This is a genomic window from Paraburkholderia gardini (genome assembly GCF_907164545.1).
GTDB classification, from domain to species: Bacteria; Pseudomonadota; Gammaproteobacteria; order Burkholderiales; family Burkholderiaceae; genus Paraburkholderia; species Paraburkholderia gardini.
Genome location: NZ_CAJQZB010000006.1, coordinates 1 through 12,479 on the forward strand (window position 1 = coordinate 1; position 12,479 = coordinate 12,479).

General features: G+C 64.8%; 12 protein-coding genes. 4 read left to right on the top strand and 8 right to left on the bottom strand.

From position 1 onward, the window contains the following. Positions 1–73: 73 nt before the first annotated feature. The 8 genes from tpx to LPA37_RS06390 form a co-directional block, all read right to left on the bottom strand. Complete coding sequence (gene tpx / locus LPA37_RS06355; protein WP_228975277.1) at positions 74–574, bottom strand: thiol peroxidase; 501 nt, start codon at positions 572–574, stop codon at positions 74–76. Positions 575–726: 152 nt separating this feature from the next. Next, positions 727–2,208, bottom strand: coding sequence for a DUF3426 domain-containing protein (locus LPA37_RS06360; RefSeq protein WP_229012092.1), 1,482 nt, complete (start codon positions 2,206–2,208; stop codon positions 727–729). 48 nt (positions 2,209–2,256) lie between these two features. Next, the gene (gene prmA, locus LPA37_RS06365; protein WP_229012093.1) at positions 2,257–3,159 is read right to left on the bottom strand and encodes a 50S ribosomal protein L11 methyltransferase; all 903 of its coding nucleotides are present in this window, start codon (positions 3,157–3,159) and stop codon (positions 2,257–2,259) included. Between the two features lie 3 nt (positions 3,160–3,162). Further along, positions 3,163–4,530, bottom strand: a complete 1,368-nt coding sequence (gene accC / locus LPA37_RS06370) for an acetyl-CoA carboxylase biotin carboxylase subunit (RefSeq protein WP_228975270.1) — start codon at positions 4,528–4,530, stop codon at positions 3,163–3,165. Between the two features lie 127 nt (positions 4,531–4,657). Further along, positions 4,658–5,128, bottom strand: coding sequence for an acetyl-CoA carboxylase biotin carboxyl carrier protein (gene accB / locus LPA37_RS06375; RefSeq protein WP_228975269.1), 471 nt, complete (start codon positions 5,126–5,128; stop codon positions 4,658–4,660). A gap of 71 nt (positions 5,129–5,199) precedes the next feature. Then, positions 5,200–5,664 (bottom strand): type II 3-dehydroquinate dehydratase, encoded by a 465-nt coding sequence (gene aroQ, locus LPA37_RS06380; protein ID WP_228975267.1) that lies wholly within the window; start codon positions 5,662–5,664, stop codon positions 5,200–5,202. Positions 5,665–5,860: 196 nt separating this feature from the next. Continuing rightward, a complete protein-coding gene (locus tag LPA37_RS06385; protein ID WP_228975265.1) occupies positions 5,861–6,433 on the bottom strand; it encodes a TlpA family protein disulfide reductase in 573 nt (190 codons plus the stop codon). A gap of 14 nt (positions 6,434–6,447) precedes the next feature. Next, the gene (locus LPA37_RS06390; RefSeq protein WP_228975263.1) at positions 6,448–7,128 is read right to left on the bottom strand and encodes a UDP-N-acetylmuramate--alanine ligase; all 681 of its coding nucleotides are present in this window, start codon (positions 7,126–7,128) and stop codon (positions 6,448–6,450) included. 175 nt (positions 7,129–7,303) lie between these two features. Here LPA37_RS06390 and mpl point away from each other — a divergent pair, with 175 nt between their 5' ends. From mpl to aroE, 4 genes are all read left to right on the top strand, one after another. After that, a complete protein-coding gene (gene mpl, locus LPA37_RS06395; RefSeq protein WP_229012094.1) occupies positions 7,304–8,743 on the top strand; it encodes a UDP-N-acetylmuramate:L-alanyl-gamma-D-glutamyl-meso-diaminopimelate ligase in 1,440 nt (479 codons plus the stop codon). Beyond that, positions 8,740–9,327 (top strand): YqiA/YcfP family alpha/beta fold hydrolase, encoded by a 588-nt coding sequence (locus LPA37_RS06400; RefSeq protein ID WP_228975259.1) that lies wholly within the window; start codon positions 8,740–8,742, stop codon positions 9,325–9,327. Before mpl ends, LPA37_RS06400 begins: the two co-directional genes overlap by 4 nt. A 131-nt stretch (positions 9,328–9,458) precedes the next feature. Continuing rightward, the gene (locus tag LPA37_RS06405) at positions 9,459–11,567 is read left to right on the top strand and encodes a ribonuclease catalytic domain-containing protein (protein ID WP_228975256.1); all 2,109 of its coding nucleotides are present in this window, start codon (positions 9,459–9,461) and stop codon (positions 11,565–11,567) included. Then, positions 11,564–12,448 carry a shikimate dehydrogenase gene (gene aroE / locus LPA37_RS06410; protein ID WP_228975255.1) on the top strand — a complete coding sequence of 295 codons (885 nt, stop codon included), beginning with the start codon at positions 11,564–11,566 and terminating at the stop codon, positions 12,446–12,448. The genes LPA37_RS06405 and aroE overlap by 4 nt, the downstream gene beginning before the upstream one ends. Positions 12,449–12,479 lie beyond the last annotated feature (31 nt).

Below are 12,479 nucleotides of genomic sequence, written 5' to 3' on the forward strand. Positions count from 1 at the left end.
GGGGCGGGGGGGGGGGGGTGTGGGGCCGCGGCCCCGCGGCGGCCCCCCCCCCGGACCCCTGTGCGGCAGGGTTTTACTTCAGCGCGCCCAGCGCTGCGTCGTAGTTCGGCTCGTTCTTGATCTCGCCGACGAGTTCCGCGTGTACGACGGTGTCGTTTTCGTCGATCACGACCACCGCGCGCGCCGTCAGGCCGGTCAGCGGGCCGCTCGTCACGTCGACGCCGTACGCCTTCGCGAAGTCATGGCCGCGAAACGTCGAGGCCGTGACGACGTTCTCGATGCCTTCGGTCGTGCAGAAGCGCGATGCCGCGAACGGCAGGTCGCCCGACACGACGATGACCGCCGTGTTCGCGAGCTTGCCGGCGGCTTCGTTGAATTTGCGCGTCGACGTGGCGCAGGTCGGCGTGTCGAGGCTCGGGACGATATTGAGCACCTTGCGCCTGCCGGCGAAATCGGCGAGCGTGACCGGTTTCAGATCCTTGCCGACGAGCGAGAAAGCGGGCGCCTTCTGGCCTGCCGACGGGAATGTACCGCCTACTTCGATCGGGTTACCACCCAGCGTGACTTGACTCATGTTGTGCTCCGGAAATGCGTCATCGTTGACGTTAAATGCGCCCGGTTCGCCGGACGCGCGAGAGATGCGTGAGTACTGCCTTCACCGCGTCGAAGACGTTGGCGGAACCGGCGGCGTCGCGCGATCGGCGAGCGCCGGCGGCGCCGGAAACGTCAGGGGTAAAAAATCTGCACACGGAAATTCGATGCGACGGCGTCGCCGGTATTGAGACGCACGATCATCGTCTGCGTCGAGTGACCCGGCAGGCCTGCAGCGATCGATGTGCCCGGCGTCACATAGTCCTGCGGCCAGAGCACGCGACGAATCGCGATGTTGTTCTGCGCATCGAGCAGCGTGAGCTCGATTGCCGGATACGCCAGCGCGACCCCGAAACGGTTTCGCAGCGGCATTTTCAGTTCAAGCTTGTGCGGGCCGTCCACCTGACGCAGATCGGACGGCTCGACCTGCAGGCCGTCGATATCCCGCGGCGGCGCGACGGTGCAGTCGAGCTGCACGCACGCCCGCGCGTAAAACGGCTGCGAACCCGGCCAGTAGACCATCACGGTTTCACGCTGCCACCACGCAAGTTGCGCGACCAGCGCGACGAACAGGACAAGGGCGACGAGCGAGCCGAAAATGATCCAGCCGATGCCGCGTGGCTCCGCCTCGCGCGTCTCGCGGACGACGGCGAACGGTTCCGCGTCTTCGTCGTGATCGAGCGGCGTGGCAAACGGTGCGGCCGCGGGCGAGGGTGAGGTGAAACGCGGTTCGCTGTCGCGCGTCTCCGGATAGATCGCACCGGCGGCCGGCGCGGTCGCGAACGCCGGCTCGGCCTGCTCCTCGATCACCGGTTCGCCCGGGCGTCCGCGCGTTGCGTCGCGATCACCGGCCGTCTGATGTCCGTCGATCGACTCATGCACCGGCTCGTGCGTCGCCGGGAAGTCGTGTGCGGGCGACCTCGCCGATCCTTCGTGAGCCGCGCGTTCGGCCGCTTCACGTTCGATGGCGAGCTTCAGCTTTGCCATCGCGGCTTCGGACAGCGGGCGATACGGGAGATTCTTCGTGCTGTGACGCAGACTGTCGTCGATCAGCGCGTCCGGTGCGGGCGCCCACGGGTTCCATGCATCGGTGCGGAAGTTCGGGGGGCCGCCAGGGTGTTGATGAGCATCCTCATTCCCGAACGTGGACGCGGGTGCATGAGGCTCGACCGGCGTGGGCGTTTCGACGTGGGCGGCCGTGTCGAACAGCGTATGCGGCTCGACCGGCTCCGGCGTTTCGAAAGGGATCTGCGATTCACCCACCGCGGCGGGCGATGACTTCATCGCCGTTTCAGAAGGCGTTCCGGTGCGCGGAAGTGCGTTCGCTTCGACAGCCGTGGCGTGGCGTTGCGCCTCGGGTTCCTGAATGGGCTCCAGCGCGGGAGCGGCAACTGTTTCCCGCTTCGGCTCTGAGCCGGCAATCAATGCCGCCACGACATCGGGGCTGACCGGCGTCGCGTTGGTCAGATCGCCGTCGCTGGTTTCGTACAGGCTGCTGGACGCGTCAAAAACTTCGTGACAATGTCCGCAGCGCACAAGTCCGCGCCGCAGCGAAAGATGCGTCGGCTGGAGTCGGAAAACTGTTTCGCAGAAGGGACAGCGCGTCGCCAGGAGCATAGTGAGCCGGGAACCCTGAGGGCGTTGAAGTGGACGATACGGCCTATTCTAATGGCTTTCGCGTCGGGTTCCCGTGAGGCAGACCCAGCCCTCGTGTTCACGCCAGACGGAGATGTCGATCCAGCGCTCGTAGACACGCGCTACTTCGTCCGCCTGCCGCGCGAGAATGCCCGATAGTGCAATGCTGCCGCCGGGTTTTACCTTCGACACGAGCATCGACGCCATCAGCTTCAGCGGGTTCGACAGGATATTCGCGACGACGATATCGAACTCGCCAGCCGGGCACGCATCGGGCAGGCCGTACGTGACTTCCGCGCGGTTGCGCTCGCTGTTCTGACGGGCCGATTCGACTGCCTGCGGGTCGATATCGATGCCGAACACCGGGCTCGCGCCGCACTTCCTCGCGAGAATCGCGAGAATGCCGGAGCCGCAGCCGTAATCGAGCACGGATTGATCCTGCTGAACGTTCTGTTCGAGCCATTCCATGCAAAGACGCGTCGTCGGATGGCTGCCGGTGCCGAACGCGAGCCCCGGATCGAGTTCAAGCACGAGTGCGTCCGGGTCCGGCGCGTCGTGCCATGACGGCACGACCCAGATCCGTTCGCCGATTGAGATCGGGTCGAACTGCGATTGCGTGAGCCGCACCCAGTCCTGATCCTCGACGTCGCGCACGGTGAACGACGGCATCGCGGCAAGACCCAGCTGGTTCGACGCGGCGGCGAGCAGCACCGCCGGGTCGTGTTCGGCCGCGAGCAGCGCGATCACGCGCGAGCGCTGCCACGCGGTGCGTTCAGGCGTGAGACCGGGCTCGCCGAAAAGCGGCTGCTCGTCGGGCGTGTCGGCGTCCGCGTCTTCGACCGACACGGACAGCGCACCGAGGTCGAGCAGCGCGTCGGAGAGATCCTCCGCGTGCTCGCGTTCCAGCTCGACGATCAGTTCCCGGTAACTCATTGCTTACGCTTCTTCCGGTGCGGCCTGCAGCTTCGCGGCCAGCCGGTTTTCGAGGTAATGGATGCTCGTGCCGCCCTCGACGAACTTCGCGTCGAGCATCAGTTCGCGATGCAGCGGAATGTTGGTCTGGATGCCTTCGACCACCATTTCCGACAGCGCGATGCGCATGCGCCTGATTGCCTGGTCGCGCGTCGCGCCGTAAGCGATCAGCTTGCCGATCATCGAATCATAGTTCGGCGGCACGAAATAGCCGTTGTACGCATGCGAGTCGACGCGGATGCCCGGGCCACCCGGCATATGCCAGGAGGTGAGGCGCCCCGGAGACGGGATGAATTTGAACGGGTCTTCAGCGTTGATCCGGCATTCGATCGCGTGGCCGCGGAACTGGATGTCGCGCTGACGCAGCGCCAGCTTCTCGCCAGCCGCGATGCGGATCTGTTCCTGCACGATATCGATGCCCGTGATCAGCTCGGTCACCGGATGCTCGACCTGCACGCGCGTGTTCATTTCGATGAAATAGAACTCGCCGTTTTCATACAGGAATTCGAAGGTGCCCGCGCCGAGGTAGCCCATCTTCTTGCAGGCGTCCGCGCAACGGTCGCCGATGCGCTCGATCAGGCGGCGCGCGATGCCCGGCGCTGGCGCTTCCTCGATCACCTTCTGGTGGCGACGCTGCATCGAACAGTCGCGCTCGCCGAGCCAGATCGCGTTCTTGAACGAATCGGACAAGATCTGGATTTCGATGTGCCGCGGGTTCTCCAGGAATTTTTCCATGTAGACCTGCGGGTTGCCGAACGCCCGGCCCGCTTCCTCGCGCGTCATGTTGACCGCGTTCACGAGCGCAGCTTCCGTGTGGACGACGCGCATGCCACGTCCGCCGCCGCCGCCCGCCGCCTTGATGATCACCGGATAGCCGACCGCGCGCGCAATTTTCACGATCTCCTTCGGATCTTCCGGCAACGCGCCTTCAGAACCGGGGACGCACGGCACGCCGGTCTTGATCATCGTCTGCTTGGCCGAGACCTTGTCGCCCATCAGACGGATCGTTTCCGGACGCGGGCCGATGAACACGAAGCCCGACTGCTCGACGCGCTCCGCGAAGTCCGCGTTTTCCGACAGGAAACCGTAGCCGGGGTGAATCGCTTCGGCGTCGGTGACTTCCGCCGCGCTGATGAGCGCCGGCATGTTCAGGTAGCTCAGGTTCGAAGGCGCCGGGCCGATACAGACGGCTTCGTCGGCGAGCTTGACGTACTTGGCTTCCTTGTCGGCTTCCGAATAGACGACGACCGTCTTGACGCCGAGCTCGCGGCACGCGCGCTGGATACGGAGCGCGATTTCGCCGCGATTGGCAATGAGGATTTTTTCAAACATAGCGGATTTTCGACTCATCAATGGGCGCCGCGGCATGGGTCGACCACGACTCAGCGGCTACCTCAGAGGATCGGTTGCGCACGCGGTAGAGGCGCGCGCCGACGGCTGATACGGAAAATACGCCGGGTTAGCCGACCACGAAGAGCGGCTGGCCGTATTCGACCGCCTGGCCGTTCTCGACGAGGATTTCCTTGATCACGCCCGACTGGTCGGACTCGATTTCGTTCAGCAGCTTCATGGCTTCGATGATGCAGATCGTCTGGCCTTCCTTCACCGTGTCGCCTACCTGGACGAACGGATCGGAGCCCGGCGACGGCGCGCGGTAGAACGTGCCGACCATCGGCGACGTCACCACGTGGCCTTGCGGCGCGGCCGGAGCCGGCGTGGCCGGTGCGCCCGCGGCAGACGCGTCGGGCGCCGCGCCCTGGAACGGTGCCGGGCCAGCGTATTGCGGCGCGTACGAAGTGGATGGCTGCACGTAAACCGGCGGCGCATTCTTGACGATGCGGACCTTGCCTTCGCCCTCGGTCACTTCCAGTTCCGAAATACCGGACTCGGAAACGAGGTCGATCAGAGTCTTGAGTTTACGTAGATCCATTGGGCATCCCCTTTCAATGCGTGAAGTGCCGGCGTTCGATGACGTCCGGCGCTGAACTGGTTGTGTTTGAGTCAGCCGCGCGCTGCGCCGGACTGTCCCGTGGACAGCCGGTCGAGTGCGAATTCGAGTGCGTACAGATATCCCTTCCAGCCAAGACCGCAGATGACGCCTTCGGCCTGGTCGGAGAGATACGAGTGATGCCGGAACGGTTCGCGACGATGCACGTTCGACAGATGAATCTCGACGAACGGGATGCAAACCCCCGCCAGTGCATCCCGAATGGCCACGCTGGTGTGCGTGTACGCGGCGGGATTGATCAGAATGAAACTGGTTTGTTCGGTTCGTGCCGCGTGGATCCGGTCGACGATCGCGCCTTCGTGATTGCTCTGGAAGGTAGCGAGTTCGACGCCGGCGTCGACGGCACGGTCAACCAGAGCCTGATCGATCTGCGGTAAGGTCACGTGCCCATAGACCTCGGGTTCCCGTGTGCCGAGAAGGTTGAGGTTGGGGCCGTGCAGAACCAGCAGTCGCGTCATGGTGGCTTCTATTTCCGTGGAATTGCGCGAACTTTAGCGCTGATTAGAGAAACTTGTCTAGTTTCACAGGGTCTTCGCACCGTGTGAATCGGGGTATGCATGCAGGTGTGCACCCCGATTTTTTGTCAATTTCGCCTAATTCGCGTGTAAAAAGTGGTGTTTGGCGAATAATCCGGGTCGTTCACGAATCGTGAGATCAAAGCGCGTCGAGCGTGCGTTTCAGCTCGGCCGGCTGGACTTCGCCCAGTTTTGTCGAAAGAACGTTGCCTTTGGCGTCAATAACCACCGTATAGGGAAGGCCGCCCGCGTTGTTCCCAAACTCGCGCGCGAGGTCCGCGCCGCCGAAGCCGGTGACAAAGACCGGGTAGTCGACCTTCACCTTCTGCAGGAAAGTCTTCACGTTCTTTTCGGAATCGACGCCGAGTCCGATGAACTGGATGCCCTTCTTCGAGTAGTCGCGATGGAGTTGCGAAAGCGCCGGCATCTCCTCGACGCACGGTCCGCACCAGGACGCCCAGAAGTTCACGACGACCGGATGGCCCTTGAACATCGAAAGCGATTGCGGCTTGCCGTCGGCGTTGGTCACGCTTTGTGCCCAGAGCGCATTCACGGCGTCCTGCGGCCTGGTTGCGGCCGTGGCGCCGGGCTGCGCGGATTGTGCGGATTGTGCCGCCTGTGTCGCGTTGCCATTGAGGAACCAGTAGCCGGCTGCGGCGCCGCCGCCCGCTGCCACAACTGCTACTGCCAGTGCTGCCAGAATCCGCTTCATTGTCGTGGGTCTGCTCAGGTAGTGGATGGAGTAATGGAAGAAGTCACCGCCGAGGCCGTCGCGCTGCTTTCAGCGAGCAGCATCCGCACCGCCTGCCGGTTCGCGCGCGCCGTGCGGCCGCGCGCGTCGGCGCGCACCGCGCCGCGCAGGTCGTCCGAATCATAGAGGGCGACGTGGATGCCGACCGGCTCCGTTTCGTGCCGCCCGTTCGCCGGACGCCACAGGAAGCTGAGCGTCTCGACATAGCCGCGCCCTGCAAAGTGGCGCGTTTCGGAGACGTCGTACTGGATGTCGGCGTTCAGCAGATAGATGGCGACTTCCTTCGGGTTGTCGCAGAACGCCTGCAGATGCACGTCCGAATGCTCGCCTGCGGTGCCGCCGAGCACGGCACCCGTCAGATACGGATTGAACGGCTCGAGACGGTCCATCCATTCGAGCGCGACTTCGCGCAGCCGCCGCAGCACCGCCGGCTGGCTGTCGCCCTGGAAAAGCGACTGGTACTCGCGGATTTCTTCTTCGATCTGGTCGTTATCCGGAAGCCATTCGCCGGCTACACGTGTTTCCCCGACGACCTGCCGCGCAGCCTTGCGTTTGGCCGTCGAATAATCCAGCCCGTCTTCGGCGATCATTCTTGCAGCCGCGATGGCGATTTCCTCGCGCACGCGCTGCGGATCGAAATGTGATTTGCGAACCATCTCACAATCATACTAGAGAATATATGACGGCCTTTCCGGCCACCCGGGACGACACCGCCGCGCGGCGGCGAGAGGGGCGTCGGTTACAATAGCGTCCCTTGCGGGCGATCGCGAAAGACCGTCCTGCGCACTCCTTTCCCACGCAAAAAGTACGCCCGCGCGGCACGACAGGCTTATGCACATCCACATCCTCGGCATCTGCGGCACGTTCATGGGCGGTCTCGCCGCGCTCGCGCGCGGCGCGGGCCACAAGGTGACCGGCTGCGACGCCGGCGTCTATCCGCCGATGAGCACGCAGCTCGAGGCGCTGGGTATCGATCTGATAGAAGGATACGGCGCGGAGCAGGTCGACCTGCAGCCCGACCTGTTCGTGATCGGCAACGTCGTTTCGCGTGGCAATCCGCTGATGGAAGCAATCCTCGATCGCGGCCTGCCGTATACATCCGGTCCGCAATGGCTGGGCGAGCATGTGCTGAACGGCAAATGGGTGCTGGCCGTGGCAGGTACGCACGGCAAGACGACCACGTCTTCGATGCTGACCTGGCTGCTCGAGGACGCCGGCATGAACCCGGGCTTTCTGATCGGCGGCGTGCCGCTGAACTTCGGCGTGTCGGCGCGGCTGACGAATTCGAGCTTCTTCGTGATCGAGGCCGACGAGTACGACACCGCGTTCTTCGACAAGCGCTCGAAGTTCGTTCACTACCGGCCGAAAACCGCGATCCTGAATAACCTCGAATTCGATCACGCGGACATCTTCCCCGATCTCGCCGCGATCGAAACGCAGTTTCACCATCTCGTGCGCACGGTGCCGGGCATCGGCCGGATTGTCACGAACGGTCGTGAAGACGCGCTAGAACGCGTGCTTACGCGCGGTTGCTGGAGCGAAGTGGAGCGCTTCGGCGTCGAGGGCGGCTGGCAGGCGCTGCCTGCAGAAGAAGGCGTGCCGGTCGACGAACGCTTCGCGGTTTATCACAACGGCGCACGCGCTGGCGTCGTCGACTGGATGGTGCAGGGCGACCACAACCGCATGAACGCGATCGCCGCGATCGCCGCCGCGCGCCACATCGGCGTGCCGCCGGCGCAGGCCGCGCGTTCGCTCGCGACGTTCCGCAACGTGAAGCGGCGCATGGAAGTGCGCGGCAGCGTCGACGGCGTGACGGTCTACGACGACTTCGCGCATCATCCGACCGCGATCGGGACCACGGTTGCCGGGCTGCGTACGCGCGTCGGCCGTGAGCGCACGCGGATTCTCGCGGTGCTCGAACCGCGTTCGAACACGATGAAGCTTGGCGTCATGAAGGCGCAATTGCCGGCGAGCCTCGCCGACGCGGATCTGGTTTTCGGCTACGGCGCGCCGTCTGGCCGCGACGCGCTCGGCTGGGATCTCGCCGATGCGCTCGCGCCGCTCGGCGACAAGGCGCGGGCCTTCAACAATATCGATGCGCTGGTCAAGGCCGTCGCCGCGGTGGCCCAGCCGGGCGACCAGGTCCTCGTGATGAGCAACGGCGGTTTTGGCGGCGTGCATCAAAAGCTGCTCGACGCGCTGTCGGCGCGTCCGGCGCAGACAGCGACGTCGACGGAAGTCGCGGCCGGCGGCGAGCGGGGCGCAGCGTGATTCTCTATCTGCACGGCTTCCGTTCGTCGCCCAATTCGTTCAAGGCGCGCGTGATGGCGGCGCGTCTCGTCGAACTCGGGCGTGGCGACGAATGGTGCTGTCCAATGCTGCCGGTCTCGCCACTCGGCACGGTGGCGCTGGTGGAGTCGCTTGTGCGGGACGCGCGGAATGTGACCGTGGTCGGCAGTTCGCTCGGCGGTTTTTTCGCGACGTACCTCGCCGAAAAGCATGGCTGGCCGGCAGTGCTGCTCAACCCGGCGGTCGTGCCGCAGCGCGACCTGAGCCACTACCTCGGCGAACAGCCGCTGTGGCACGGCGGCGGCAGTATCGTCGTCGAATCGCGCCATCTGGATGAATTGCGCGCGCTCAGTGTCGCGTCGGTCACGCGTCCCGAACGCTATTATCTGATTGCCGCGACGGGCGACGAAGTGCTCGATTACCGCGAAATGCTTGCACATTATCCCGGCGCGAGAACCACACTGATAGAAGGCAGTGACCACGCGATCAGCGAGTTTCCCCGCTATGTCGACGAGGTGCTCGCATTTTGCGACGCACGTCCGCCGGCGCCGCGCGAAGCGGCATGATTTCCTGATCCACGGACGCCTTTCGCGCAGCGAAGCGTGAAGCGCGAGCCGCGGACCACTACCACGAACATGAAGCCGGACGCGCGGAAGCGATGCGTGTCGACCGGTTGAAGTCTGAACGAGAGTACTGAGTGAACGTTTTCTTTGAGGAATCGGGCAGTTTCAAGGCGGGCAGCGTGCTGTCGCGCCAGGGCGATGCGTTTCAGGTCGAGTTGCCAGGCGGCCGGCGCGCGAAGGTGCGCGCGAAGGACGTCCTGATCGAATTCGAGAAGCCGGCCGCCGGCGAACTGATGCATCAGGCCGATGCCGCCGCACAGGAAATCGATCTCGATTTCCTGTGGGAATGCGCGCCGGAGGACGAATTTGCCTTCGCGGTGCTCGCGAAGGAGTACTACGGCGACACGTTCGGCGCGATCGAGCGCGCCGCGCTCGTGCTGCGCATGCACGGCGCGCCGGTGTACTTTCGCCGCAAGGGGCGCGGGCAATATCAGCGCGCGCCGCAGGAGCAGTTGCAGATGGCGCTGGCCGGTCTCGAGCGCAAGCGCCAGCAGGCGCTGGTGCAGGCCGGGATCGAGGAAGAACTGAAGGCGGGGCGTCTGCCGGAATCGCTCGCGGGCAAGGCACTGGGTCTCCTGACGAAGCCCGACAAGAACACGATCGAATACAAGGCGCTTGAAGCCGCGGCGGCGGCGCGTGGTATTTCGATGGCGCGTCTGATGCTCGACTGCGGCGGCATTCCGTCGGCGCGCGCGCTGCACGAGGCACGCTTTCTCTCCGAGTTTTTCCCGCATGGCACGGGTTTTCCGCCCGTGACCGTCGGCGCGGTGCCCGACGACCTGCCGGAAGCCGAAGTCGAAGCGTTCTCGATCGACGACATCACCACCACGGAAATCGACGATGCGTTTTCGGTCGAGCATCTGTCGGATGGCCGCGTGCGCATTGGCGTGCACATCGCGGCGCCGGCGCTCGGCATCGAGCGCGGCGACGCGGTCGATGCGATTGCACGCGGGCGTCTGTCGACCGTCTATATGCCGGGCGACAAGATCACGATGCTGCCCGACGACGTAGTGGAGGCGTTTACGCTGAAGGAAGGCGGGTTGCGTCCGGCGTTGTCGCTGTATGTGATCGTGAATCGCGAGACGCAGGATATCGTCGCGAGCGAGACGCGTGCCGAGCGCGTGTTCGTGAAAAGCAACCTGCGGCACAACACGCTCGATGAGCTCGTCAACGAAGCGTCGCTTGCCGCGGGCACGGGCGAGTATCCGCACAAGGACGACATCGCGGTGCTCTGGCCGTTCGCGCAGGCGCTGTTCGAAAAGCGCCAGCAGGCGCGCGCCGGGTACGGCCTGAAGCGCGAAGTGCAGCGCAATACGGACTTCAACTTCTACGTGGAAGGCGAGCACGTCACGATCACGCCGCGCCGTCGCGGCTCACCGCTGGATACGATCGTCGCCGAACTGGCGATTCTCGCGAACTCGTCGTGGGGCGCGTTCCTGCACGATCACGGTGTGCCCGGCATCTATCGCTCACAGCGTGCGTTCGGCGCGCCGAGCGGCCCGAAGCGCACGCGCATGCAGACATCCGCCGCGCCGCACGAGGGGCTCGGCGTCGCGCAGTATGCGTGGAGCACGTCACCGCTGCGCCGCTACGTCGACCTGGTGAATCAGTGGCAACTGCTCGCGTGCGTGCAGCACGGCGTGACCGCGAAGCTCGCGGCGCCGTTCAAGCCGAAGGACGCCGATCTCTTCGCCGTCGTGCAGGGCTTCGACGACACGTACACCGCGTACGCTGATCATCAGCGCCGGATGGAGTACTTCTGGTGCCTGCGCTGGCTGCGTCAGGAAGAAAAGAAGCAGGTGGTGGCATCGGTGGTGAAGGGTGACCTCGTGCGCCTCGAGGAAATCCCGCTGCTGCTGCATGTGCCGGGGCTTGGCGTACATGCACGCGGCACGCGGCTGCTGATGGAAGTGATGTCGCTCGATGAGCTGACGGTCGAGGCGTCGGTGCGTCTGCTGCACGTGCTCGATGCGCCGCAGGTGACGAGCGGCACCGACACCGCCGAAGCCGACGAGGCCGATGAAGGTGAAGAAGAACTGATCGACGCCGCCGACGATCCGGCGGAAAGCGAAGCTGAAGCGCAGGCTGAAGCCGAGGGCGCGGAGGATGGAGAGGGCGAAGGCGGGGTTGCGGGCGATGCGGCTGCATCTTCAGAGCCTCAGACAACGGAGCCGGGACGATGAGCGCCGACGTCAACGTGAACGCCAATGTGGGCGTGGCACGCGACCGATATGCGGTGATCGGCAATCCGGTTGCACACAGCAAGTCACCGTATATCCACGCGCGATTCGCTGAGCAGACGGGTGAGCCGGTCGAGTACACGCATCTGCTCGCGCCGGTCGATGGATTTGTGGCGCAGGTGCGCGCGTTCATCGATGCGGGCGGCCGGGGCATGAACGTGACCGTACCGTTCAAGCTCGATGCGCACGCGCTTGCCGACAGGCTGTCGCCGCGCGCGGCTGCGGCTGGCGCCGTGAACACGTTGAGTTTTCGCGAAGACGGCATCCATGGCGACAACACTGACGGCGTCGGTCTCGTGCGTGACATCGAGGTGAATCTCGGCTTTGCGCTGAAGGGTGCGCGCATTCTGTTGCTGGGCGCGGGCGGAGCCGCGCGCGGCGTCGTGCTGCCGATGCTCGACCGGCTGCCGCGAACGTTGACGATCGTCAACCGCACGTCGGCGAAGGCGGACGAACTGGTTGCGCAGTTCGCCGCGGCGGCGCGGGAAGTCGACTGCGAACTGACGGGCGGTAGCGCGAAGGCGATCCAGCCGCACACGTACGACGTGATCGTGAACGCGACAGCGGGCAGCCTCGACGCCGCGCTTCCGGAGTGTGACGACGCGGCGTTCGGCCCTGGCACGCTTGCCTACGACATGATGTACAGCGCGCAGCCGACCGTATTCATGCGGCACGCGCAGACGCTGGGCGCGCGCGCGGCGGACGGGCTCGGCATGCTTGTCGAGCAGGCTGCGGAATCGTTCTACATCTGGCGCGGCGTGCGGCCGGATGGCGCGCCGGTACTGGCTGCACTGCGTGCCATGATGAAAACGCCGGCGGCCTGATTTCGCCAGAGCGCGTTTCGGTATCAATCGA

Bases quoted from the DNA above. Each gene is read 5' to 3' on its own strand.
- tpx (WP_228975277.1), bottom strand. From the start codon at position 574: ATGAGTCAAGTCACGCTGGGTGGTAACCCGATCGAAGTAGGCGGTACA.
- accC (WP_228975270.1), bottom strand. From the start codon at position 4,530: ATGTTTGAAAAAATCCTCATTGCCAATCGCGGCGAAATCGCGCTCCGT.
- prmA (WP_229012093.1), bottom strand. From the start codon at position 3,159: ATGAGTTACCGGGAACTGATCGTCGAGCTGGAACGCGAGCACGCGGAG.
- LPA37_RS06390 (WP_228975263.1), bottom strand. From the start codon at position 7,128: ATGGTTCGCAAATCACATTTCGATCCGCAGCGCGTGCGCGAGGAAATC.
- LPA37_RS06360 (WP_229012092.1), bottom strand. From the start codon at position 2,208: ATGCTCCTGGCGACGCGCTGTCCCTTCTGCGAAACAGTTTTCCGACTC.
- LPA37_RS06385 (WP_228975265.1), bottom strand. From the start codon at position 6,433: ATGAAGCGGATTCTGGCAGCACTGGCAGTAGCAGTTGTGGCAGCGGGC.
- accB (WP_228975269.1), bottom strand. From the start codon at position 5,128: ATGGATCTACGTAAACTCAAGACTCTGATCGACCTCGTTTCCGAGTCC.
- mpl (WP_229012094.1), top strand. From the start codon at position 7,304: ATGCACATCCACATCCTCGGCATCTGCGGCACGTTCATGGGCGGTCTC.
- aroE (WP_228975255.1), top strand. From the start codon at position 11,564: ATGAGCGCCGACGTCAACGTGAACGCCAATGTGGGCGTGGCACGCGAC.
- aroQ (WP_228975267.1), bottom strand. From the start codon at position 5,664: ATGACGCGACTGCTGGTTCTGCACGGCCCCAACCTCAACCTTCTCGGC.